Genomic DNA, 22,235 nt, shown 5'->3' with positions numbered 1-22,235 from the left:
TCTCGCTGCTGCATCCCAACCGCTAGGAGTTATCACCATGAACGCCGTTACCCAAACCGAAGCCCGCGCCATCGAAACCGCCGCGCCGCTGGAAGTGGCCGACCCGAGCAAGAACCTGATTTTGGTTCCGCTCTCGCAGTTGCTGCCGCGCCGCTCCAAGCGCAACGCGCGGACGACCTCGCGCATGTCCATCCCCGAACTGGCCGCGAGCATTGCCCGCGTCGGTCCGCTGCAAAACCTCGTCGTCATCCTTGCCGTTGATGGCGAGCATTACGAAGTGGTGGCGGGCGACCGCCGCCTCACCGCCCTGAAGCTGCTGGCGAAGAAGAAGCGCATCGCCGCCGACTTTGAGGTGCCTTGCTTGCTGGTGCCCGACGCTTCGGCCCGTACCGTCAGCCTCGCGGAAAACCTGCTGCGCGAGCAGATGCACCCAGCCGACCAGTTCGAGGCGTTCGCTGCGCTGGTCAAGGAAGGCCGTCCCATCGAAGACATTGCCGCCGACTTCGGCGTGTCCCCGCTGGTGGTGCAGCGCCGCTTGAAGCTGGCGAACGTCTCGCCGCGCCTGCTGGCCGACTACCGGGCCGGAGCCGTCACGCTGGAACAGTTGATGGCCCTGACCATCACCGACGACCACGCCGCGCAGGAAGCCGCGTTCTACGGAGCGCCCGAATGGCAGCGCGGCGCATCCGCGCTACGCGAACGCCTGACCGAGCGTGAAATCGACGCCACGCATCCGCTGGTGCACTTCGCCGGGCTGGATGCCTACACGGCGGCGGGCGGCGGCATCCGCCGTGACCTGTTCGCGGAAGGCGATGCCGGAACCTACCTGACCGACGCCGCGCTGCTGGAAACGCTGGTGCGCGGCAAGCTGGATGCGCTGGCCGGGGATGTGCGCGCCGAGGGGTGGGCGTGGGTGGAAGCCGTGCCGCACATGAGCTACGCCGAGTGGCAGGCGTTCCAGAACGCGCCGCGCCAGCGCCGCGAACCGAGCGCCCGCGAAGCCCGCCGCATCGCATCGCTGCAAACCCGCCTCGACAAGATCGACGCCGAACTGGAAGAAGCCTACGACGCCGAGGACGAGGACAAGACCGAAGCGCTGGAGCCGCGCCGCGAACAGGTTGTCGGGGAACTGCAAGCCGTGGAGGAAGCCTTGCAGGGATACACCCCGGACGTGCGCGCCGTGGCCGGTGCCATCGTCACCCTCGACCGCAGCGGCGAAGCCGTGATTCATCGCGGGCTGCTGCGCGAAGCCGAAGCCAAGGCGCTGCGCACGCTGGAACGCTTGCGGCAGGGGTTCGGCAGCGCGGAAAGCGAAGCCGGGAACGATGACGAAGGCGAGGACGCCGAGCAGCCTAAGGCCGCGAGCCTGTCCGACCGGCTGGCGCAGCGCCTGAGCGCGCACCGTACCGCCGCGCTGCAAATCGAAGTCGCCCGGCATCCGCAAGTCGCGCTGGCCGGGCTGGTGCATGGCATGGTGCAGACCGTCTTGCAGGACAGCCACTACGGCCACGACCTGCCGCTAGGTGTGAGCCTGAAAGTGCAAGACCGCCTGGAAGGCATGGCCCCCGACTGGCCCGAGTCACCCGCCGCCGTGGCCCTGCGCGAATCGCAGCAGGTTTCGGGCGAAGCGCTGCCGCAGGACAGCGCCGAACTGTTCGCCGCGCTGCTGGCGACGGAGCAAGGCGAACTGGTGCGGCTGCTGGCGGTATGCGTGGCGGCGACCGTGGACGTGGTGACGCCCCGCGCCACGGCACACCAGCCGGGCGCGGAACTGGCGCAGGCCGTGGGACTGGAAATGGCGGCATGGTGGCAGCCCACCGCCGAAGGCTACTTCAAGCACGTTTCCAAGGCGGTGATTCTGGAAGCCGTGGGCGAGTTTGCGCCGTCGCACGCTACCCGGTTGGCGAAGTTGAAGAAGGCCGACATTGCCAGCGAGGCGGAACGGCTGGCGGACGGCACGGGCTGGATGCCCGCAGTGTTCAAGAGCGGACACGACACGGAGCCGCAGGAAGATGCGCAGGACGTGGATGCGTCGGAAGATGCCGCCGACGAAGTGGAGGCCCACGCACTCGCCGCGTGAGGGTGCAGCATGGCCCCGGCGTGATGCGCCGGGGCCTCAACCAAAACCGGGCGCGGCAGGTCTGCCGCGCCCGGTTTCAACGTTCACAGCAAAATCGCGCCGTCGCCGCCTTCGGCCAGGCGGCGACGGCGCTCGCGCAAGTGTATTGCACGCGGTACGGCGATCGGTGCCCGCTGACGCGGGTAAGGTTTCGATGGCGCCCCAGCCAATGGGCGGGGCTTGTGGGGCTACCCCCTGGCTTGCTGCGGCAGGTTGTGGCAAAGCGTGCCGTCCTCGACGCTGGCGGTTCGCGCTTGTACGTCACGAGGAGCGGTTCACCGACACGCCACTCGGCCTCGCTATGGAGCATCCACGCCACGCCTCAAGCCCGTCGCCGCAATCTGGGGCAAGGAGCGTTCTCGCTTGTCGTTGGGGTGTTGGCCTTGCCAGTGTCAGGGCGCAAGCCGGTGAAGCCGTCACGCGGGGATGCCGAGTCGGCCACGTCTCCATTCGGCAGCGGGCGGCCCGTGCGTCCTTGGCTTGTCGTGAATCCTGGCGAGGGAACGGCTGCGCCTTGGGCTTCATGGCCGCAACCTTCCAGCGAAAACAATTTCCCCTGCGCTGCGCGCATTCCTCGCGGGACAAATTCTTTTCGCTTCCAGGTTCTCCACGTTGTTGCGACCGCTGCGCGGTGCGGCCAGCCCATCCCCCGCCGGCCGGATCACAACAAGGACGCACTGGCGCGACCTTGTTCAACCCGAAAGGAGAAACATCATGGCTAACATCGGCACCTTCACCGCAGAGAAAGACGGCTTCACCGGCCAGCTCCGCACCCTGACCCTGAACGTCAAGGTCAAGCTGATTCCCAACGACAAGGGCGACACCGAGAACGCCCCCGACTTCCGCCTTCAGGCGGCCGGCCACGACATTGGCGCGGCGTGGAAGAAGACCAGCGAAGCCGGGCGGCCCTACGTGTCCGTATCCCTCGACGATCCTTCGTTCCCGGCGACGGTCTATGCCCGCCTGATCGAAGGCGAGGACGGCACGCACGACCTGATCTGGTCGCGCAACAAGCCCAAGGCGGCCTGACGGCCACCCGCCGCGCCCCGCCCATTGCGGCGGGGCGCGGTGCTGCTGGCGCGGCACGTCACGCATGCGCCTACGGCGTGTCGCGTTCCTTCAACACCGCCTCAAGCTCCTGGCGCACCTGCGCCAGGAGCTGATCGGTCCTGCGCGTGCTGTCGCCGGCATAGGCCAGCGTCAGCAACGTGAGCGGATGCACGTCCATGACCTCGCACAGCTCGGTCAGCTTGTGCATGGTCGGGCTTTTCAGGTCGCGCTCCAGCAAACTCAGATAGGTACGGCTGGACACGTCGGAGAACGCTTCCTGGCTCAAGCCGCGCGCTTTCCTGACCGTCCGTATTGCCGTCGCCAATGAGTTTTTCGCCGCCACCTATGGTTTTCCTTAGAAAACCAAGATGACAGCCGATTGCGCACTATAGGGCTACAAACTATAGTGCGCATTTTGTGTCGTTGATTTCCGTATTCGTGCCTTTACGGCAATCCGCATGGGCGGATTCCGACAGAATCGGGGAACCGCATCCGTGTCTTTCCTGGCCTGCGCAATTCCGCTTCGTCGTTTCCGTGCATGTGCGGATTCGATGGCTTGTGCCTTCGTGCTTTCCCGCCAAAGCAGGCATCCGCTTCAGCGGTTCCGCGCTTCGGTGGAAAAGCGTATCCGTGCATCCTCGGATGCGGGGGGATTCGGGCCATGACCCAGCCGCTTGTGACCGCTGAACAGCGGGCGCAACTGCTCGCCGTCGGCGCGGCACGCGCCGCTGGCCGAAGCATCGACCCGATGCCGGTGGTGCGGCTGTTCACCCCTGACGCGCACGCCGCCTGGCTGCTGGCCGCGCTCGATCCGGCCGATGGCGATACGGCCTGGGGGCTGATCGACCTCGGAATAGGCATGCCCGGCCTGGGCCATGTGAAGCTGTCCGATCTGGCGTCCATCGTCGGGCCGCGCAAGCAGCCTGTGATGCGCGATCGCTATTTCCAGCCGGTGTGGCTGCTGTCGGAGTACCTTCGACTGGCAGAGGAAAACGGCTCGATCACCGACTAAGTAGCACCAGCCAACGACGGCGCATTCTGACTATTTCAGTCATAACCAAGACTTGGGCGGTCTGAATCCGCACTCTTGCACCGAAGCGTTGCGCTTCTGATGCAAACAGTCATGATCTTTGGTGCGGGCTGCGGCACGGTGCTCCATGCTGCGCTCCATTTTGCGGCGGCGCAGTCGTCGCATTGAGATGATTTCCGCAATGCCTCGGAGCGAATCAGTCTTGACTACAGCAGTTGCAGGTTACCCCGATTTTGATGACGACTTGATGGCGATTCGATAGCTCCCGCGCACTGGAATCCGTGGCGACGTTCCTGCTGATCGACAGGAGATCGCGTCATGGCTGACCCGAGTGCCGAACACTGGTATCCGACCGCTGCGTATCTCTACGCGCTGCATCTCGACGGCCCCGCGCTGGCGTGGGAATACTTGCGCCGCCACCCCGACTACCGCCGCGACTGGCTGCGCCGACGCCGTCGGCCGGAGGCGGCGCACGCCTGGGGGCTTCGCCTGCTGGAAGATCCCGCCCTGGATGCGCGCGACGCACACCCGGCCTGGTTCCCTGACCACGATGCTGTCGTGCAGCTCTACCCGGACGCCGACCCGCCGCCAGACGCGATGGCCTTCGCGCTCTGGCGCATTCCCGGCCAGAAGCATCTGATCCACGATGGCAAGCGCCTGGTGCTGCTGACACGCTGGCCGGGCTGCTGCCTGCGCTTCGCGCTGGCACCCGACCTGAGCGATGGCGTGGCCTACGCCTATGCCATCCGCGCCTGCGCTACACCTTGCGTCCGCTATCAGGCACTGGCGACCGAGCTGGACAAGCTGGCCACCGCTGGCGACGCCTTACCCGCGGGAATGGCACGGCCAAGACCGACACTCGCCACATTGCTGGAGTTGAACACGCTCCAGGCGCTCGACGGCACCCTGGCGGGCGCGTCCTTGCGCGAAGTGGCCGAAGGGCTGTTCGGCGTCGATGCTGTCGCCGCCGACTGGCACGCGGACAGCGCCTTGCGCGCCCGCGTTCGCCGGCTGGTGCGCCGGGGCGATGCGCTGATGCGTGGCGGCTATCGCCGCCTGGCACAGCTTCCGCCCGTTGCACAGGGACGCGCTGCATCCCTTGCAAAACGTCCCTGAGCAGGAAGCCTTGCTTTCTTGAAAGTGCCTCTATCCGGCTGCGTGGTGTGGCCGGGCTTGATGGAGGTACATCCCATGCGACCCGCTCCCTTGCGGCCTGCCGCCGCTCCCGTTGCCACGCCCGCGCAGCCCCAGCGCTACCTGACCAACGACGAAGCCGCCGATTACCTGCGGCTGTCGCCGCGTACGCTGGAGAAACAGCGCGTGATCGGCGGCGGGCCGAAGTTCCGCAAGTTCGGCCGCCGCGTCATGTATGCGGTAGCCGACCTGGATGCCTGGGCCGATGCGCGCAGTTTCGATGCCACGTCCGACCCGGAGTACGCCGAGCGCCATGCGGGTGACTACCGTGATCGCCGCTGATCGTCGGTTCACGGGTGGTTGCCGTCATGTCCAGTCCCGCGCTGCCGTCCCGGCAGCGGCCGGTGCAGGAGCGCGAACAGCTCGACCTGTTCCGCGCCTTGCCCGGCGACATGGCGCCGCGCGACAGCCAGGACTTGATGGCCTATCCGTTCTTCTCGCTGGCGAAGTCGCGGCGCACGGCACCGATCGACTTCCGAGCGGGCAACGTGACGATTCGCGTGGAAGGCACGCAGGAACACGGCATCGCCACCATCTGGGATGCCGACATCCTGATCTGGGCGGCCTCGCAGATCGTGGAGGCGAAGGACGCGGGCCTGCGGCCCTCGCGGCTGATGCAGGCTACACCCTACGAGATCCTGCGCTTCATCGGGCGCGGCAAGTCGCTGCGCGACTACCAGCGCCTCAAGGCCGCGCTCGACCGGCTGCAATCGACCACGGTGGCCACGTCCATCCGCGAGACGACCGGGCGGCGCCTGCATCGCTTCTCATGGATCAACGAATGGAAGGAACTGGCCGATGCCAGCGGCACGCCGCTGGGCATCGAACTGATCCTGCCGGACTGGTTCTATGCCGGCGTGCTCGACGCCGCCCTGGTGCTGACCATCGACCCGGCGTACTTCCGGCTCACCGGCGGTATCGAGCGCTGGCTGTACCGCTTGGTGCGCAAGCACGGCGGCAGGCAGGCGCACGGCTGGCAGTTCGACTTCCGCTACCTGCACCAGAAATCCGGCAGCACCACCAAGCCCTACGACTTCGCCTGCGACCTGCGCGCACTGGTGGCGCGGCAGTCGCTGCCCGGCTACGTCCTGGGCATCGAGCGGATGCCGGACAACGGCATGGAGCTGCTGACCTTCCGGCCCGTGCCGCCCACGGCACGGGGATAACTCCGGGAAAGCCTGTGAATGGTGTCGTGCTATCAGGCGTGCCGGGTATCGTGCTATCAGGCGTGGGACTATCGTGCTATCAGGCGTGCCGATCGCCCGCAAACCCGCGCCAGCATTGGGTTTTCTCGCCCTCTAACATTCCTAACTTAAATTCTCTAACTTTTGGTAAAGCAGCGCCGTTTCGGTGGACAACTGCCGAAAGGCAAAAAGCGCCGCAGTACCGAAGGCAAAAACAACCCCAAAACCAACCCCGTTCGGCAAGGCAAAACCACGCTGGTTTTCCAGCTTGGAGGCCCGCGCCATGATCGTCGCCTTGCTCAACCAGAAAGGCGGCGTCGGCAAGACCACGCTCGCCACGCACATCGCCGGCGAACTGGCGCTGCGCGGCCAGCACGTCGTCCTGCTGGATGCCGACCCGCAGGGCTCGTCGCTGGACTGGACACAGCGCAGAAGCCAGCAGGGCTTGCCCCGCCTGTTCAGCGCCGTGGGCCTTGCCCGCGAGACGCTGCATCAGGAAGCGCCGGAGCTGGCCCGCCGCGCCGATCACATCATCATCGACGGCCCGCCGCGCATCGCCGCCTTGGCGCGTTCCGCGCTGCTGGCGGCCGAGCGCGTGCTGATTCCCGTGCAGCCCAGCCCGTATGACCTTTGGGCCAGCGCCGAGATGGTGGCGCTGATCCGCGAGGCACAGGTGTTCCGGCCTGCGCTGCGCGCGGCCTTCGTCATCAACCAGCGCGTCAGTACCACCATCATCGGCCGTGAGGCGCGGCAGTCGCTGGCCGAACAGCCGCTGCCGGCGCTGCGCAGCGAAGTGCGCCAGCGCATCGTTTTCGCCGACAGCGTGGCCGCTGGCCGGCTCGCCCGCGAGACGGCGCCCGACAGCGCCGCCGCACGCGAGATCGCCGCGCTCACCGATGAACTTCTGCGGTGGCCGACATGAGCGGCCCGCGCAGCAAGCGCGTCGGCATCGGCGCACGTCCACCCGCGAATCCGCACGCCGAGGCGTGGATTCGCCAGGGCGATGCCGATGCGCTGAACAAGGGCGACCTCTACACCGCACGCCTGACCCTCGACGTGACGCCTGCGCTACGCGCACGCATCAAGATCGCAGCCTTCGGCCAGGGCGTGACCGTGGCCGACCTGCTGCGCGGCCTGCTGGAACGGGAGTTTCCCGAAAAACGCACGGAGAACCTGCCATGAACGCATCCATCGCGCCGGCCGTGAACGTGGCCACGGCTGCTGCATCGACCACGCCAACGCCTTTGCTTTCGACACTCGCCAGCCAGGCTGGCAACGTGCCGCTGACCCGCGTGTCGCTCGCCTACATCGAGCCGCGCTTCAATCTCTACCTGCGTTTCGGCGAACCGGCGCGCACGCTGCGGCTCGACCGCTGGCGGCGCGTTGCGGTGTTCCTGCCCCGTGCAATGTTCTGCCGCGTGCGCTGGGAAGCAAGCGACTACGGCACGATCCGCTGGCAGCTCATGGTGATGCAAGCCGCCACTCCGCTGGATGACGTGCAGCGCATTCCCGGCGTGCGGCCCGGTGCGCGCCTGCTGCTGCACGCCGAAGGCGAGAACGCGGTGCGTGCCGTGCTGGAACGCATCGACGGCATCGACGCGCAGGGCATCGCCGCCATCGACGTGTCGCCTGCGTACTGGCGCACGCTGGGCAACCGTCTGGCGGCCCGCCTGACGCTGCCCGAATACACCGCCGAACGGCACGCCGCCTGGCTGGCCGGAAGGACATTCCCATGACCAGCATTTCTACGACTGGCCCCTCGCCGCGTCCTCGCTCGCGCCTGCGCGCTCGCATCGTGCTCGCGGGCCTGACCGCCTGCGGCCTCGCTGCGCTGGCCTGGGCGGCTTTCGTGTCGCCGCTTCCGCGCCTGACGTACAACCCATCCGACAGCGTGGCGGTCGGCTGGTATCGCATCGAACCGTTCGACCCGCGCACCGCCTCGCTGCCACGTCCGTTGTCCGTGGACAGCATCGTGCTGGTGCCGCTGCCAGCCGAGGCTGCCGCACTGGCTGCGCAGCGCGGCTACCTGCCGACGCGCATTCCGTTGCTCAAACGTGTGGGCGCAGTCGCGCCGCAACACGTCTGCATCATCGCCGGTCAGGTACGCATCGACGACGTGCCTACGGCCGCCGTGCTGCGGGCTGACCGGCTGGGCCGGCCGCTGCCATCCTTGCAGCTTTGCCGCCGCCTCGAACCGGGCGAGCTGTTCCTGTTGAGCGTGACGAATCCGGCGTCGTTCGACAGCCGTTATTTCGGGCCGGTCAGCGCATCCGCCGTGATCGGCGCCGCGCATCCGCTCTGGCTGGAGGCACGCCCATGATGGCCGCCGAATCGCTGCACGTTGCCGTGCATCTCATCGTGCCATCGGGCGTGTCGTTCCGGCTGCTGTTGCGGTGTCGTCGCGCGCGCAGTGCGAGCGCATCCGCGCCGCACTTCGCGCAACATCCGGCGCAGTCGTCCAACGTGCAGGCGTCTTGCCTCGAACGCACCCGGCCTACGGCCTTCATCGTGCTTGTTTGCGTGTTAGCCGGCGGGCGGGCTGCCAGCAGCGCAGCGCCGCCGGGCCGCCGACGCCCGGAGCGACAGCGAAGGGCAAAGGCGGAAGGCAAGACAAAAGGACGCGGCACCGGGCCGCGTCGAAAGCCTGTCTGCACATGGGGGTGGCGCGGCACGCAGCGGCTTCGCCGCCGTGCCGCGTGGGGCACGAGGCCCGCGCCAATGCAGGCATGTCCGCGTGCTTCGCACGACCGGACACGCCGGAGCTTGCAGGGAGTGCAGCCATGAGCGACCGCCGCGACGACGATTTCCGGGTGCATCCCAGCGCCCCGAAGAACCGGGGCAAGGGCCAGGGCCAGAGCTTCGTTTCCAAGGTACTCAAGCAGGCTGGCAAGGCCAGCGGCGGCAAGTCCTCGATGCGCCATTCCGCCGCGTCCGGCGGCCAGGGCCAGCGCGCAGGCCAGCGGCCCGGCTCGCGCCTGGGGCGCGGCCATACGGCGGCGCGCTTCGCCGGGGCGAAGCTGACGCCGATGTCGCGGCGCGTGACCATCAAGACCCTGCTGGTAAATCAGCAACGGGCCAGCCCGCAGTCGCTCGCCAAGCACCTGCGCTACATCGAGCGCGACGGCGCCGGCCGCGATGGCGAACCGGGCCGGGCCTACGGGCCGCGGACCGACGAAGCCGACCTGGATGCCTTCAAGGAGCGGGCCGCCGACGACCGGCACCATTTCCGCTTCATCGTCTCGCCCGAGGACGGCGCCGAGCTGGACGACCTGCGCACCTACACCCGGCATCTGGTGAACCGGATGGAAGCCGACCTGGGGACACGGCTGGATTGGGTGGCGGTCGATCACTGGAACACCGACAACCCACACACGCATTTGATTGTGCGCGGACGCGACGACACCGGCAAAGACCTCATCATCGCGGGCGACTACATCGCCCACGGTTTCCGCCATCGCGCCGCCGAGCTGGCGACGGAATGGTTGGGGCCGCGCACCGAACTGGAGATCCAGCAGACCTTGCAGCGCGAGGTGGAGCAAGAGCGGTGGACGAGCTTGGATCGCACTCTGCAACGCGAGGCCGGCGAGGATGGCCGGGTGCAGATCGAACGCTTCAACGAACCCCGGCTGCAACGCCAGCGCCTGCTGCTGATCGGCCGCCTGCAACGCTTGCAGCGCCTGGGCCTGGCCGACGAGGTGCAGCCCGGCACCTGGGCCGTCCATGCGGACGCGGAGAAGACCTTGCGCGCCCTGGGCGAGCGTGGCGACATCATCCGCACCATGCAGCGGGCCATGAGCGGCCAGCCGCGCGAGCTGGCGGTGTTCGAGCCGGGCGAGGATGGCCGAACCATCCTCGGCCGTGTGGCCGCGAAGGGGCTGGCCGACGAGCTGCGCGACCGGGGCTATCTGGTCATCGACGGCGTGGACGGCAAAGCCCACTACGTCGCGTTGAACGCCCGTGACGAGCTGGCGAACTATCCCACCGGAGCCGTGGTGGAGGTACGCGGTTCCGCCGAGGTGCGGGCGGCCGACAAGAACATCGCCGCGCTGGCGAGCGACGGCCTGTACCGCACCGATCATCACCTGGTGATCGAGCAAAGCCGGGCCAAGGCCGACCGCGACCCGCAGGAGGTCGTCGCAGCCCACGTCCGCCGGCTGGAAGCCCTGCGCCGGGCCGGCATCGTGGAGCGTGTGGCCGATGGACTATGGAAGGTGCCGGACGACCTGGCCGAGCGTGGCCGCCAGTACGACGCGCAGCGCCTCGGTGGCGTAGCCGTGGAGCTGAAATCGCACCTGCCCATCGAGCGGCAGGCCCGCGTGATCGGCGCCACCTGGCTGGATCAGCAGTTGATCGGCGGCGGCAAGGGGCTGGGCGACCTGGGCTTTGGCAGCGAGACCAAGCAGGCGATGCAGCAGCGCGCCGATTTCCTCGAAGATCAGGGACTGGCCCAGCGGCGCGGCCAGCGCGTGATCCTCGCCCGGAACCTGCTGGGCACGCTGCGTAATCGGGAATTGGCGCAGGCCGCGCAGGACATTGCCGCCGAAACCGGTCTGGAGCATCGACCTGTGGCCGATGGGCAGCGCGTGGCGGGCATCTACCGGCGCAGCGTGATGCTGGCCAGCGGGCGCTACGCGATGCTCGACGATGGCATGGGGTTCAGCCTGGTGCCGTGGCGGCCGGTGATCGAACAGCGGCTGGGACAGCAGCTCGCCGCGACGGTGCGCGGTGGCGGGGTGTCGTGGGAGATTGGAAGGCAGCGCGGCCCTTCCGTCGGTTGATCGGGAACCCGGCACCGCCGCCCGGCAGGCTCAATGCGCAAGCGCCGCTTCGGGCGCCGTCGGTTTCGGCGTCTCACCAAGTGAGGTTCTCGATTGCCCCCGGTAGCGGGCCGGCGAAACCCCGGTCACGCGCTTGAAGGCATTGCTGAAGGCGCTCTCGGAGCCGTAGCCCAGGTGGTCGGCCAACTGCGACAGTGTCGTGCCCTCGGTGCGCAGCGCACGCTGCGCCAGCAGCATGCGCCACTGCGTCAGGTACGCCAGCGGCGCGACGCCAGCGACCGACTTGAAATGCACTGCGAAACTCGTGCGCGACATCGCCGCGGCCTTGGCCAGTTCACCAAGTTGCCAGGAGCGTCCGGGATCGTCATGCATCAGGGCCATCGCCGGGCCCAGCCGCTTGTCGCTGGCGGCTCGCAGCCAGCCGCAGGGCTGGGTCTCGCAGGTCTCAAGATAGACCCGCAGGATCTGGACGAAGAGCAGCTGCGCGAGCTGGCCCGACACCAGCGTCGCCCCGGGCTGGCCGTCCACGCGTTCGCGGACCAGTTGGTCGAGCAGCCACTTCATCACCGTTGCCTGTTTCGAAGCCGCCTGGACATGGATCAAGGGCGGCAGCATGCCGGCCAGGAGTTCGCCGTTGGCCGGGTCCAGGCGGACATGGCCGCCGATCTGGATGCAGTCCTCTCCTTCGCCCAGGGTGGCGGTCTTGTTGAGCTTGCCGGCGAACAGGCGCGTGGCGTCCAGCGGAACGGCCTCCAGGTCTCCCGCCAGCACGAACGGCCGTTGTATCGAGAGCAGGAAGACGTCGCCTTCTTCCACCCGAACAGGTGTTTCCTCGTCCTCGATGCACAGCCAGCATTGGCCCTTTACCAGTGCGAAGAACTTGAGGTACTCGGGCCGGGGAAAGCGGATGGCCCAGGAACCGCCAGCGGTGAAGCCGCCGGAGATGGTGGGTTGTGCATCGGCCAGCCGGAGGAAGTCGGAGAACGGGTCGCCTTCCATATTTGAATTCCTGCGCATGTTTTTCGAATCATAGCGCATTAGAAGTTCGATGATGCACGCCTAGACTGGGTACGCCCCCCAACTCTTGGTAGCCGTCATGCCCAGCCCGCAACACCCCATCGACTCCGGCTTCAATGCCGCCTCCACGACCCAGGACGTCATTGCCGGCATCGACCTGCGCGGCAAGACCGCCATCGTCACCGGGGGCTACGCCGGCCTGGGGCTGGAGACCACGCGAACGCTCGCGGCCGCCGGCGCCGCGGTCGTCGTGCCGGCGCGCGACCGGCTAAAGGCCGAGCAGGCCTTGAGAGGCATCGATGGCGTCGGGATCGAGGCGATGGACCTGATCGACCCGGTATCCATCGATGCCTTCGCCGATCGCTTCCTGGCCGCTGGCCGCCCGTTGCACATCCTGGTCAACAGTGCCGGGATCATGGCGCTGCCCACGCTGACGCTCGACGTGCGGGGTTTCGAATACCACTTCGCGACCAATCACCTTGGGCACTTCCAATTGACGACACGCCTGCTGCCGGCGCTGCGCCAGGCGGAGGGCGCGCGGGTCGTTTCGGTATCGGCCTGGGCGCATCGGCAGTCGGACGTGGTGTTCGACGATCCCTTCTTCCAGCACCGCGAGTACCAGCCCATGCTGGGCTACGGGCAGTCGAAGACGGCCAACATCCTGTTCGCGGTCGGGCTGGACGCACGCGAGGCCGGCCATGGGGTGCGCGCCTTCTCGCTGCATCCGGGCAGCATCGTCAGCACCGATCTCGGTCGCAACTTTTCCAGGGAGCAGTTGCTCGCCTTCGGCGTCATCGACGCGGCAGGCAACCCCATCCTCGATCCCCAGCGCCAGCTCAAGACCGTCGAGCAGGGCGCGGCCACCCAGGTCTGGTGCGCGACGCATCCCAGGCTCGCCGGTATCGGCGGCGTGTATTGCGAGAACGTCGAGGTGGCCCGCTTGGTGCCGCCCGAAGACAGTCGCGAATGGGGCAGCGACGATTCGACCCGGAAGCTTGGTGTGATGCCCTATGCCGTCGATCCAGCAGCGGCCGACCGCCTGTGGGCGTTGAGCGAAAATCTGCTGGGTGACGGCCGATGAACGCAATGCCGGGCAACGGCACGGGCGCGGCATGCGGATCATCCTGACCGGCGCGACCGGACTCGTCGGCGGCGAGGTGTTGCGCCAGGCGCTGGCAGATCCACGGGTCGGGCAAGTCACCGTATTGACCCGGCGGACGCTGGGCATCCGCGACCCCAGGCTGCGCGAGCTGATCCTCGCGGACTTCCTCGATTACGCGCCGGTCGGGGATGCGCTGGACGCCGATGCCTGCATCTGGTGCCTAGGAGTTTCGCAGACCGCGGTCGGTCCGCAGGACTACCTGCGTATCACGCTCGACTACCCCGTGGCCGCGGCACAGGCCCTGTTCGCGCGCAACCCCGGCATGCGCTTCTGCTTCGTCAGCGGCGCCGGTGCCGATCCGCAGGAGCGAACCGCAGTGCTGTATCGGCGGATCAAGGGCCGCGCCGAAAATCGCTTGCGCGCGATCAGCCCGAACGCCTTCAGCTTCCGGCCCGCCTTCATCCGCCCACCCGCCGGCCGCAGGCGGCCCCTGGTGGTGAAGCTGTACACGCCGCTGGCCGACGTGATGGATCGGTTCACCGACGGCTTCAGCGTCGAGTGCGCGCAGCTCGCCCGCTGCCTGCTGGATGTCGCGGGCCACGGCACCGACCAGCCGATGCTGGACAACCGGACGATCAAGAACTGGGCCACCCCGGCCTTTCGATCACCCCATTTCTAGAAGGAGCGCCGCATGCGCTACATCAAACTCGGCAAGACCGGTCTCGACGTGTCTCCCATCGCCATCGGCGCAATGACCTATGGCGAGCCGGAACGGGGGCATCCCGTCTGGTCGCTCGGCGAGGCGGAGAGCCGCCCGCTCATCAAGCACGCGCTGGAGGCCGGCATCAACTTCTTCGATACCGCGAACATGTACTCGCAGGGATCGAGCGAGGAAATCCTGGGCCGCGCGCTGAAGGACTTCGCCAACCGCGACGACATCGTGATCGCCACCAAGGTGCGCCACCCGATGCGTCCGGGGCCAAACGGCAAGGGCTTGTCGCGCAAGGCGATCCTGACCGAGATCGACCACAGCCTGCGGCGCCTGGGCACCGACTATGTCGATCTGTACCAGATCCACCGCCTGGACAACAGCACGCCGCTGGAAGAAACGCTCGAAGCGCTGCACGACGTGGTCAAGGCCGGCAAGGCGCGCTACATCGGCGCCTCGTCGATGCACGCCTGGGAGTTCAGCAAGGCGCTGCACCTGCAAAAAGCCAATGGCTGGACACGCTTCGTCTCCATGCAGGACCACTACAACCTGCTGGCGCGCGAGGAGGAGCGCGAGATGCTGCCGCTGTGCGCTGACGAAGGCGTCGGCACGGTCGTCTGGAGTCCGCTGGCCCGCGGCCGCCTCGCGCGTCCGTGGCAGGACGCCAAGGCCACCGCGCGCTCGGGCAACGATGGCTTCGCCGACATGCTCTACACCGGGCTGACGGCCGGAAGCGACCGCGCGATCGTCGATGCCGTGGGAACGATCGCGCAAGCCCGTGGCGTTTCGCGTGCGCAGATCGCGCTGGCCTGGCTGCGCCGCAATCCGGTGGTGGCCGCGCCGCTGGTCGGGGCCAGCACGGCCTCGCAGATCGACGACGCCGTGGCGTCGCTGGAGATTGCGCTGACCGATGAGGAAGTCCACGCGCTGGAAGCGCCGTACACGCCGCGCCACGACTTCCAGGGCATTTCCGACGATAAGGAACTGAACCGCATCATGGCCCGGCTGCCTGGCTTCCAGCCCGCGGCCGCGGAAGCCGCGCCACAGTCAGTCGCGCGAGCGCCGGCAGCATGATCCGCAACCATCCCGCTGCCCGCATCGGCGCCGTCGCGCTCCTGCTCGTCCCCTTCGTCTACCTGCTCCTGGAAGCGGTCGCCGCGTCCGCGTGGATCGAGCCGCGTTACGACTACCTCTACAACTGGGTCAGCCATCTCGGCGTGCCCGGCGGGCCGCAGCATGCGTTCGGCCAGGACCTGAACTCGCCGCTGGCCTGGGTGATGAACACCGGCTTCGTGCTCTATGGCGTCGTCGTGATCGCGGCCAGCGCGCTGATCTTCCGCTTCTCGGCCGGCGCACGTCCCATCGTGCTGGGCCTGTTGTCGCTCGCCTTCGGCGTGGGCGTCATTCTGGTCGGTTCGTTTCCCGGATCGCTGCAGGCCATCGAAGACCGTACCATCGTCTACCACTTGATCGGCGCCCAGGCCGCGATGGTGGGCGGCAACCTGTTCGCGATCTGCACCGGGCTGTTCCGGCGGCAGCTCGGCATGCCGCGCGGCGCGGCCGTTCTCAACGTCGTCGCCGGCGCCATCGGACTGGCCAGCTTCGTCGCGTTCATGGTCCTGTTCCGCACCGGCGCCGACGCCCAATTCGGGCTGCTCGAACGCCTGGCGCAGTACCCGATCGCGGTCGCGCACGTGGTGTTCGCCATCTGCTTGCTGCGGGGTTGGGCGCCTGCACGCGCGCCGGCACCCGGACCAAGCCGCGAGGCGGCCGCATGAGCCGCCTCGCAAGCGCTGCCGGCGGGATCGGCGCGACGCGGGTCACCTGGCGGGCGTGGATGGTCGTCTTCATCCTGCTGCTGCTCGTCACCCTGGCGTTCATCGACCGGATGTCGATCTCGCTGATGGTCGATCCGATCAAGGCGAGCTTCGGCATCGACGACTTCAGGATGGGCATCCTGCAAGGGCCGGCCTTCGCGGTGTTCTTCCTGATCGGCAGCCTGCCGATGGGCTGGATCGTCGACCGCTACCCGGCGCGCTGGACGATCTATTTTGGGGTGACGGCATGGTCGCTGGCCACCATCGCCTGCGGCCTAGCCGGCTCCTTCACCGAGTTGCTGATCGCGCGTTGCCTGGTCGGGCTGGGCGAAGCCGTCTTGCAGCCGGCGAGCTGGAGCCTGGTCGCCCGGCTGTTTCCACCACAGCGGCTGGCGCTGGCGATCAGTGTGCTGTCCTCGGGTGCGCAGGTCGGTGCGGCGGCATCCTATGTCATGGGCGGCGTGCTGATCGCCCAGGCCACGGCCATCGCCGCCGATCCGCTGCCAGTCTTTGGCCAGGTCGAATCCTGGCAGGTGGTGTTCCTTGCCTGCGGCGTGCTGGGCGTGGCGATGGCCTTCCTGATCTTCACCGCGCCGCGCGAGCGCAAGGCGGGCGCGTCTTCCGACGGCACGGGGAATGCCGGGCTGGGCCGGTTCATCCGCGATAACCGGGTGTTTCTCGTCTGCCACTTCCTGGGATTCTCCCTGTTGTGCGCCATGACCTATGGCGCGGCCGCCTGGCTGCCGACGCTGCTGATGCGCTCGCACGGGCTGGACGTGAGGACGGTCGGTACGCTCCTGGCCGCCGTTGCCGTCACGGCGGGTATCGGCGGTTTCGTCTTCAACGGCTGGTGGGTCGATCGCGCGTTCGCACGCGGACGCAAGGATGCGCATCTGCGCCATTTCGCCCTGGTCGGCGCCGCCGTCGCCATCATCGGTGGGTTCGGCTTCAGCCTGGGCGCGACCGCGGTCGCGCTGGTTCTCTGCTTCGCCGTCATCCAGTTCCTCCAGCCGTTCTCGGGGGTGGCCGGCGCCGTCCTGCAGATCGCCACGCCGCCCGAATACCGGGGACGCATCTCCGCCGCCTTCATCCTGCTCTACAACAGCGCGGGCATCGCGCTGGGGCCGAGCCTCGTGGTCTTCCTCAGCGACCGCGTGTTCGCGTCGAGCGATCTCGGCCCTGCCATCGCCGCCAGCTACGCCTTGCTCGGAAGCACCGCCGCCGCGCTGCTCTGGGCGGGCCGCCGGCATGCCGCCGCAGCCGCGCAGCGCGGAACGGACCCCGCCACCCACCAGGACTCCCCATGAAATCCATCGATCAGCACTACATCGACGGGCGCTTCGTCGCCTCCCATGGCAGCGAGGTCATCGACCTCGTCAGCCCCACCGACCGCTCGGTGATCGGCAGCGTCACGCTGGGCGACGAGGAGGACGCCCGCGCGGCCGTCCGCGCCGCCAGGCGGGCCTTCAAGACCTATTCGATCTCCTCGCTGGAAGAGCGCGCCGATTACCTGCAGCGGCTGCACGACGCGATCATGGCGCGCGCGCCTGAGCACATCGCGATCAGGACACTGGAGTACGGCGGCGTGGCGCGGCACAACGCCTTCTCCATCCAGGGCTCGGCCAAGGTCTTTCTCAACATGAGAAAGACGCTGGAGGAAATGCCTTTCAGGAAACGGGTCGGCGCCGCCGAGGTATTGCTCAGGCCGGTCGGTGTCGCCGCACTGATCACGCCCTGGAACTCCGCCATCTTCATGGTCTGCAACAAGCTCGCGCCGGCGCTGGCGGCCGGCTGCACCGTGGTCGTCAAGCCGAGCGAGTCGAGCGCGCTGCAGATCCGGCTGCTGGTCGAGTGCATCGACGCGGCTGGACTGCCACCGGGTGTGGTCAACGTGGTCAACGGTCGCGGCGATGTCGTCGGCGACGAACTGACGCGCCACCCGGAGGTCGCCAAGGTTTCCTTCACGGGATCGACCACCGTGGGCAAGGCGGTCATGCGCAACGCCGCCGAGACGGTCAAGCGCGTGACCCTGGAGCTAGGCGGCAAGTCCGCCCATATCGTGCTCGACGACGCGGATGCCGATGCGGCCGCCGCCTTCGCGCTCTCGGCCGCGTTCATGAACAACGGACAGGCATGCATCGCCGGCACGCGCCTGCTGGTCCCCGAGCATCGCTTGGCGGAAATGAAGGCGGCGCTGCTGAAAGCCAGCTCGCAATGGAAGGTGGGCGATCCCGCGGATGACGGCTCGGCCCTGGGGCCGCTGGCCAACGCGCGGCAGTTCGATCGCGTGCAAGGCTATATCCGCCGAGGCATCGAGGAAGGCGCCACGCTGCTGCTCGGTGGGGAAGGCCATCCGCCAGGGCTGGAGGCCGGCTATTTCGCCAGGCCGACGATCTTCGTCGATGTCCGCAACGACATGACGATCGCCCGCGAGGAAATCTTCGGTCCGGTGCTTTCCGTCATCGCCTACCGGACCGAGGACGAGGCGGTCGAGATCGCCAACGATTCGATCTACGGATTGCAGGGATGGATCAGCACCGGCGATCCGATGCGAGGCAAGGCCATCGCCGAACGAATCGAGGCCGGCGCGGTGATGGTCAACCGGATCTTCGATCTGTTCGACGAAGCCGGGGTGCCGGCCGGCGGTTTCAAGCAGTCGGGCATCGGCCGCGAATTCGGCGTCTATGGCCTGAGCGAGTATCTGGGCACCCGGGCGGTGTTCGCATGAAAGGAGCCGGACCGAAGGACGACTTGCGCCCGGTTCGGCGGCGAATAGCACGCTGGAAGGTGCTGTTGCTGATCGGGGTGGCCGTGCTGCTGGCGCTGGTCGCCTTTGGTGCGTATCAGTTGAAGATGAATCCGGCGTTCGGCGGTGCTCCCTCGGGAGAACGCCTGGCACGCATGCAGCAGTCGCCGCAGTGGCGCGATGGCCGTTTCGAGAACCCCCAGCCGCAGTGGGCGGACCTGCGCAGCGCCTGGATGCGTTTCCTGTTCGGCAGGGCGAGTCCCCATGCCGAGCCGGATGTCCCGATCCCGGTGGTCCGCACCGATGCCCGCAGCCTGGAGATCCCACCGGCATCCGGCCTGCGCGCCACCTGGCTCGGCCATTCGTCGGCCCTGATCGAGATCGACGGCGGCACGGTGCTGATCGATCCGGTCTGGAGCGAACGGCCGTCGCCGCTCTCCTGGGCCGGCCCGAAGCGCTGGTATGCGCCGCCGGTGGGGCTGGACGCCTTGCGCGACAAGGTCGATGCGGTGGTGATTTCCCATGACCACTACGACCACCTGGACTACGCCACCATCCGCACCATGGCGACATGGCGCACGCTGTTCGTCGTTCCGCTCGGCGTGGGGGCGCACCTGCTGCGCTGGGGCATCCCGGAAGCCCGCATCCGCGAACTGGACTGGTGGGAATCCGCCCGGGTCGGCGGGCTGGAACTGGTCGCCACACCGGCCCGGCATTCGTCGGGGCGTTTCTCGTTCGGGCCTCGGCCCTTGTGGGCGGGCTTCGCCGTGATCGGCGCGCGGCATCGTGTCTGGTACTCGGGCGACAGCGGATTCCATGCCACCCTCACTGACATCGGCGAGCGGCTGGGACCGTTCGACCTGACCCTCATCGATGTTGGACAGTACGACGCGGACTGGCCGGACGCGCACCTGGGACCGGAACTGGCCGTGCAAGCGCATCGGCGTGTACGCGGCGAGGCCATGCTTCCGGTCCATTGGGCACTGATCAAACAGGCGAATCATGCCTGGACCGAGCCCGGCGAACGTGTGCTCGCCGCGGCCCGGTGCCACGCGGTCACAGTGCTGACGCCACGGCCCGGGGAAGGCATCGAACCGACGCGGGCCACGCCGGGCCGGCCCTGGTGGCCCGCACTTCCCTGGAACAACGCGGACGAAGCGCCGATACGCGCGACCGAGGCCGGTTCGCCGTCGCATCGCGTCCATGGCGACACGTGCAGCGGTCCACCCGCTGCGCAGACGATAGCGCCACATGCCGGGGACCGGCCATGAACGAACACGATTCCCATCGAGGAGCGGCGACATGACGGTACCCAATCCGGAGCGCGACGCCGGCATCATCGTGGTCATCGGCGCGACCGGCCAGCAGGGAGGCGCGGTTGCCCGCGCGCTCGCGGCGGACGGACGCTGGCAGGTACGCGCGGTGGTCCGCAACCCGGCTTCGCCGGCCGCCACACGCCTGAGCGGCCACGGCATCGAAGTGGTCCCCGGCGATCTGGATCGACCCGAATCCCTGTCCGCCGCCTTCGCGGGGGCCAACGGCGTCTACGCCATGCAACCGGCCAACGGCGGTCCGGAAACGGAATTGAGGCAGGGCGCCGCCGTCGTCGATGCGGCAAGCGCCGCTGGCGTCGGGCATTTCATCTACGCCTCGGTTGGCGGTGCGGAGCGGCAATCGGGTGTGCCCCATTTCGAAAGCAAATGGGCGGTCGAGCAGTACCTGGCACGCAGTGGATTGCCGGCCACCGTGGTCCGCCCCTCGTTCTTCATGGACAACTTCGCCAGGCTGCCCATGCGCATCGTGCTGATGGCATTGCTACGGCGCTACGTACCACGGGACAAGCCATTGCAGATGATCGCCACCGAGGACATCGGCGCCTGGGTCGTGCGTGCATTCGCCGAGCCCGCGGCGTTCATCGGCAGGGCGCAAGAGATCGCCGGCGACGAACTCACCCATGGGCAGGTCGTCGCGGCCTTCAAAGCCTGCGGATGGTTCCCCGGCCTTCCTTTTGCGCTGCCGCACGTGTTGCTTCGGCGCGTGCCCGGCGACGTCCTGAAGATGATCGAGTGGTTCGCAACCGATGGCTACCGCGCGGACATCCCCAGGCTCAGGGCGGATCAACCCGGCCTTCTGACGCTTGAGCAGTGGCTGCGCCGTCAACAGAGCGAACGAAACCATGACGACCAATAACCAGATTCAGCCGGATGTGCCTGTCCAACGGACGCATGCAGCAAGCGCCTTTCTGTATTCCGAAAATGGAGGCAGGCGAAAAGGATAGCTATGGATATACGCCATCTTCGTTGCTTCCTTGCCGTCGCAGAAGAACTGCACTTCGCCCGCGCGGCCGAGCGGCTGCACATCGAGCAGTCGCCGCTGTCGCGCGCCATCAAGGAACTCGAAGAAGAACTGGGCGTAGTGCTGTTCGCCCGCACCACGCGCAGCACACGGCTGACTCGCGCGGGCGCGCTTTTCCTGGAGCACGTTCCGCGCGTATTCGCCGCCTTGCAGCAGGCTCGCGACAGCGTGAAAGCAGCCGCCAACGGCTTTCACCGCCAGTTGCGCGTTGCATTGTCTGACGGAATCACGCCATCGCGCCTGCCGGCCTTGCTGGCGCTGTGTCGGCAGGAGGAGCCGGAAGTCGAGATCCGGTTATTCGAGGTGCCGCTGTCGCAGCAGATCAAGGGGCTGCACGACGACCTTTACGACGTGGGCTTCGCCCAGTCTGATGAGGTCGGCGATGGCATCGTGGCAGAAGCGGTTTGGAGCGATCCATTGATGGTGGCGGTGCCAGCACGGCATGACTTGCTCAAGTACAAGCGGATTCCTCTGGAGGAAGTGCTGCGCTTTCCGCTGGTACTGTGCGACCCGCAGGTGTGCGAGGGCCATGCACGGCAAATCGAGCGCGTGTTGCGCCAAGTGGACATGGAGCCACTGGTGGCCGAGCGGGTGGCCTCATGCGACCTGATGATGGCGCTGGTATCAGCAGGTTTCGCTCTCGGTTTCACTGGCGCGCCCCACATCGCCGCCAGCCGGGAGTCAGGCGTGGTGGCCCGGCCTCTGGCGGGACGTTCGCCGTTGCTCACCACCTATTTGCTGCGTCCGATAGGCGAGCCGTCGGAGACGCTGGCGCACTTCATCGAACGGGTGCAGGCCATCGAATCTCCCGAAGCCAACAGGCCGGCATCGGGCGGTCATCCCGATAGTGCAGAGGAACCCAAGCCATGAAGAAGACCATCCCGTTTCTGCTGGCGGTAGCGCTGACGGCCTGCGGCCAGTCCGAAACACCTCGACAGGCAAACCTGCCGACCGTCGAAGAACTGGCATCCAACCCCGAGCGGCTTAAAGAGCTGCGCCAACAATGTAGAGTCGAACGCGCGAAGCTGGGCGACGAGCTATGCAACCGAGTCGCCGAGGCCACACGCAAGCGGTTCTATGGCGACGGCACGGTGCCCTATACGCCGCCGGAGAATCCGCCCAAGTTCTGATCGT

The 22,235-nt window shown here is 67.5% G+C and carries 24 protein-coding genes; 21 read left to right on the top strand and 3 right to left on the bottom strand.

The window, feature by feature from the left end; translation table 11 throughout:
• Nucleotides 1-37 precede the first annotated feature (37 nt).
• Together DNJ95_RS10760 and DNJ95_RS10750 are read left to right on the top strand one after the other, a co-directional pair.
• On the top strand, nucleotides 38-2,080 hold the full coding sequence (locus DNJ95_RS10760) for a ParB/RepB/Spo0J family partition protein (protein ID WP_131184725.1): 2,043 nt from the start codon (nucleotides 38-40) through the stop codon (nucleotides 2,078-2,080).
• A 753-nt stretch (nucleotides 2,081-2,833) separates the two neighbouring features.
• On the top strand, nucleotides 2,834-3,148 hold the full coding sequence (locus DNJ95_RS10750) for a DUF736 domain-containing protein (protein WP_131184723.1): 315 nt from the start codon (nucleotides 2,834-2,836) through the stop codon (nucleotides 3,146-3,148).
• Nucleotides 3,149-3,218: 70 nt separating this feature from the next.
• On the opposite strand, the gene DNJ95_RS10745 is transcribed toward DNJ95_RS10750, so the two are convergent.
• Nucleotides 3,219-3,455, bottom strand: coding sequence for an XRE family transcriptional regulator (locus DNJ95_RS10745; protein WP_476718334.1), 237 nt, complete (start codon nucleotides 3,453-3,455; stop codon nucleotides 3,219-3,221).
• Nucleotides 3,456-3,830: 375 nt separating this feature from the next.
• Here DNJ95_RS10745 and DNJ95_RS10735 point away from each other — a divergent pair, with 375 nt between their 5' ends.
• The 4 genes from DNJ95_RS10735 (at nucleotide 3,831) to DNJ95_RS10720 (ending at nucleotide 6,559) form a co-directional block, all read left to right on the top strand.
• On the top strand, nucleotides 3,831-4,181 hold the full coding sequence (locus tag DNJ95_RS10735) for a DUF2958 domain-containing protein (protein WP_131184720.1): 351 nt from the start codon (nucleotides 3,831-3,833) through the stop codon (nucleotides 4,179-4,181).
• A gap of 336 nt (nucleotides 4,182-4,517) precedes the next feature.
• Nucleotides 4,518-5,315 (top strand): DUF2285 domain-containing protein, encoded by a 798-nt coding sequence (locus DNJ95_RS10730; RefSeq protein ID WP_131184719.1) that lies wholly within the window; start codon nucleotides 4,518-4,520, stop codon nucleotides 5,313-5,315.
• Nucleotides 5,316-5,390: 75 nt separating this feature from the next.
• Nucleotides 5,391-5,675 carry a helix-turn-helix transcriptional regulator gene (locus tag DNJ95_RS10725; RefSeq protein ID WP_131184718.1) on the top strand — a complete coding sequence of 95 codons (285 nt, stop codon included), beginning with the start codon at nucleotides 5,391-5,393 and terminating at the stop codon, nucleotides 5,673-5,675.
• 26 nt (nucleotides 5,676-5,701) lie between these two features.
• Entirely contained in the window at nucleotides 5,702-6,559 is an 858-nt protein-coding gene (locus DNJ95_RS10720; protein WP_131184717.1) for a replication initiator protein A, read from the top strand.
• Nucleotides 6,560-6,700: 141 nt separating this feature from the next.
• Here DNJ95_RS10720 and DNJ95_RS19210 read toward each other — a convergent pair whose 3' ends face one another.
• On the bottom strand, nucleotides 6,701-6,862 hold the full coding sequence (locus tag DNJ95_RS19210; protein ID WP_165491570.1) for a hypothetical protein: 162 nt from the start codon (nucleotides 6,860-6,862) through the stop codon (nucleotides 6,701-6,703).
• Between DNJ95_RS19210 and parA the strand changes: the two genes are divergently transcribed.
• The 5 genes from parA (at nucleotide 6,861) to DNJ95_RS10685 (ending at nucleotide 11,355) form a co-directional block, all read left to right on the top strand.
• Nucleotides 6,861-7,499: a ParA family partition ATPase gene (gene parA / locus DNJ95_RS10710; RefSeq protein ID WP_131184716.1), complete on the top strand. Its 639-nt coding sequence runs from the start codon at nucleotides 6,861-6,863 to the stop codon at nucleotides 7,497-7,499. The genes DNJ95_RS19210 and parA overlap by 2 nt on opposite strands.
• A complete protein-coding gene (locus DNJ95_RS10705; protein ID WP_131184715.1) occupies nucleotides 7,496-7,759 on the top strand; it encodes a chromosome partitioning protein ParB in 264 nt (87 codons plus the stop codon). The genes parA and DNJ95_RS10705 overlap by 4 nt, the downstream gene beginning before the upstream one ends.
• On the top strand, nucleotides 7,756-8,313 hold the full coding sequence (locus DNJ95_RS10700) for a DUF2840 domain-containing protein (RefSeq protein WP_131184714.1): 558 nt from the start codon (nucleotides 7,756-7,758) through the stop codon (nucleotides 8,311-8,313). Before DNJ95_RS10705 ends, DNJ95_RS10700 begins: the two co-directional genes overlap by 4 nt.
• Nucleotides 8,310-8,897, top strand: coding sequence for a S26 family signal peptidase (locus DNJ95_RS10695; protein WP_131184713.1), 588 nt, complete (start codon nucleotides 8,310-8,312; stop codon nucleotides 8,895-8,897). The genes DNJ95_RS10700 and DNJ95_RS10695 overlap by 4 nt, the downstream gene beginning before the upstream one ends.
• 460 nt (nucleotides 8,898-9,357) lie before the next feature.
• The gene (locus tag DNJ95_RS10685) at nucleotides 9,358-11,355 is read left to right on the top strand and encodes a relaxase/mobilization nuclease domain-containing protein (protein WP_131184711.1); all 1,998 of its coding nucleotides are present in this window, start codon (nucleotides 9,358-9,360) and stop codon (nucleotides 11,353-11,355) included.
• Between the two features lie 30 nt (nucleotides 11,356-11,385).
• Here DNJ95_RS10685 and DNJ95_RS10680 read toward each other — a convergent pair whose 3' ends face one another.
• Nucleotides 11,386-12,354, bottom strand: coding sequence for an AraC family transcriptional regulator (locus DNJ95_RS10680; RefSeq protein ID WP_131184710.1), 969 nt, complete (start codon nucleotides 12,352-12,354; stop codon nucleotides 11,386-11,388).
• Nucleotides 12,355-12,451: 97 nt separating this feature from the next.
• On the opposite strand from DNJ95_RS10680, the gene DNJ95_RS10675 reads away from it, so the two are divergent.
• The 10 genes from DNJ95_RS10675 (at nucleotide 12,452) to DNJ95_RS10630 (ending at nucleotide 22,231) form a co-directional block, all read left to right on the top strand.
• On the top strand, nucleotides 12,452-13,453 hold the full coding sequence (locus tag DNJ95_RS10675) for an SDR family NAD(P)-dependent oxidoreductase (protein WP_131184709.1): 1,002 nt from the start codon (nucleotides 12,452-12,454) through the stop codon (nucleotides 13,451-13,453).
• A 31-nt stretch (nucleotides 13,454-13,484) separates the two neighbouring features.
• Complete coding sequence (locus DNJ95_RS10670) at nucleotides 13,485-14,153, top strand: NAD-dependent epimerase/dehydratase family protein (RefSeq protein ID WP_131184708.1); 669 nt, start codon at nucleotides 13,485-13,487, stop codon at nucleotides 14,151-14,153.
• Between the two features lie 12 nt (nucleotides 14,154-14,165).
• Nucleotides 14,166-15,257 (top strand): aldo/keto reductase, encoded by a 1,092-nt coding sequence (locus tag DNJ95_RS10665; protein ID WP_131184707.1) that lies wholly within the window; start codon nucleotides 14,166-14,168, stop codon nucleotides 15,255-15,257.
• On the top strand, nucleotides 15,254-15,961 hold the full coding sequence (locus DNJ95_RS10660; RefSeq protein WP_131184706.1) for a DUF998 domain-containing protein: 708 nt from the start codon (nucleotides 15,254-15,256) through the stop codon (nucleotides 15,959-15,961). Before DNJ95_RS10665 ends, DNJ95_RS10660 begins: the two co-directional genes overlap by 4 nt.
• A complete protein-coding gene (locus DNJ95_RS10655) occupies nucleotides 15,958-17,307 on the top strand; it encodes an MFS transporter (protein WP_131184705.1) in 1,350 nt (449 codons plus the stop codon). The genes DNJ95_RS10660 and DNJ95_RS10655 overlap by 4 nt, the downstream gene beginning before the upstream one ends.
• Nucleotides 17,304-18,728, top strand: a complete 1,425-nt coding sequence (locus DNJ95_RS10650; RefSeq protein WP_131184704.1) for an aldehyde dehydrogenase family protein — start codon at nucleotides 17,304-17,306, stop codon at nucleotides 18,726-18,728. Before DNJ95_RS10655 ends, DNJ95_RS10650 begins: the two co-directional genes overlap by 4 nt.
• On the top strand, nucleotides 18,725-20,017 hold the full coding sequence (locus DNJ95_RS10645) for an MBL fold metallo-hydrolase (protein WP_131184703.1): 1,293 nt from the start codon (nucleotides 18,725-18,727) through the stop codon (nucleotides 20,015-20,017). The genes DNJ95_RS10650 and DNJ95_RS10645 overlap by 4 nt, the downstream gene beginning before the upstream one ends.
• Before the next feature lie 31 nt (nucleotides 20,018-20,048).
• On the top strand, nucleotides 20,049-20,936 hold the full coding sequence (locus tag DNJ95_RS10640) for an NmrA/HSCARG family protein (RefSeq protein ID WP_131184702.1): 888 nt from the start codon (nucleotides 20,049-20,051) through the stop codon (nucleotides 20,934-20,936).
• A 90-nt stretch (nucleotides 20,937-21,026) separates the two neighbouring features.
• On the top strand, nucleotides 21,027-21,971 hold the full coding sequence (locus DNJ95_RS10635; protein WP_131184701.1) for a LysR family transcriptional regulator: 945 nt from the start codon (nucleotides 21,027-21,029) through the stop codon (nucleotides 21,969-21,971).
• A complete protein-coding gene (locus DNJ95_RS10630; RefSeq protein WP_131184700.1) occupies nucleotides 21,968-22,231 on the top strand; it encodes an EexN family lipoprotein in 264 nt (87 codons plus the stop codon). The genes DNJ95_RS10635 and DNJ95_RS10630 overlap by 4 nt, the downstream gene beginning before the upstream one ends.
• The last annotated feature ends 4 nt before the right edge of the window (nucleotides 22,232-22,235 follow it).

Source organism: Stutzerimonas kirkiae (assembly GCF_004327335.1).
In the GTDB taxonomy this organism is placed as follows: domain Bacteria; phylum Pseudomonadota; class Gammaproteobacteria; order Pseudomonadales; family Pseudomonadaceae; genus Stutzerimonas; species Stutzerimonas kirkiae.
This window is presented reverse-complemented; position numbering and strand designations above follow the sequence as displayed.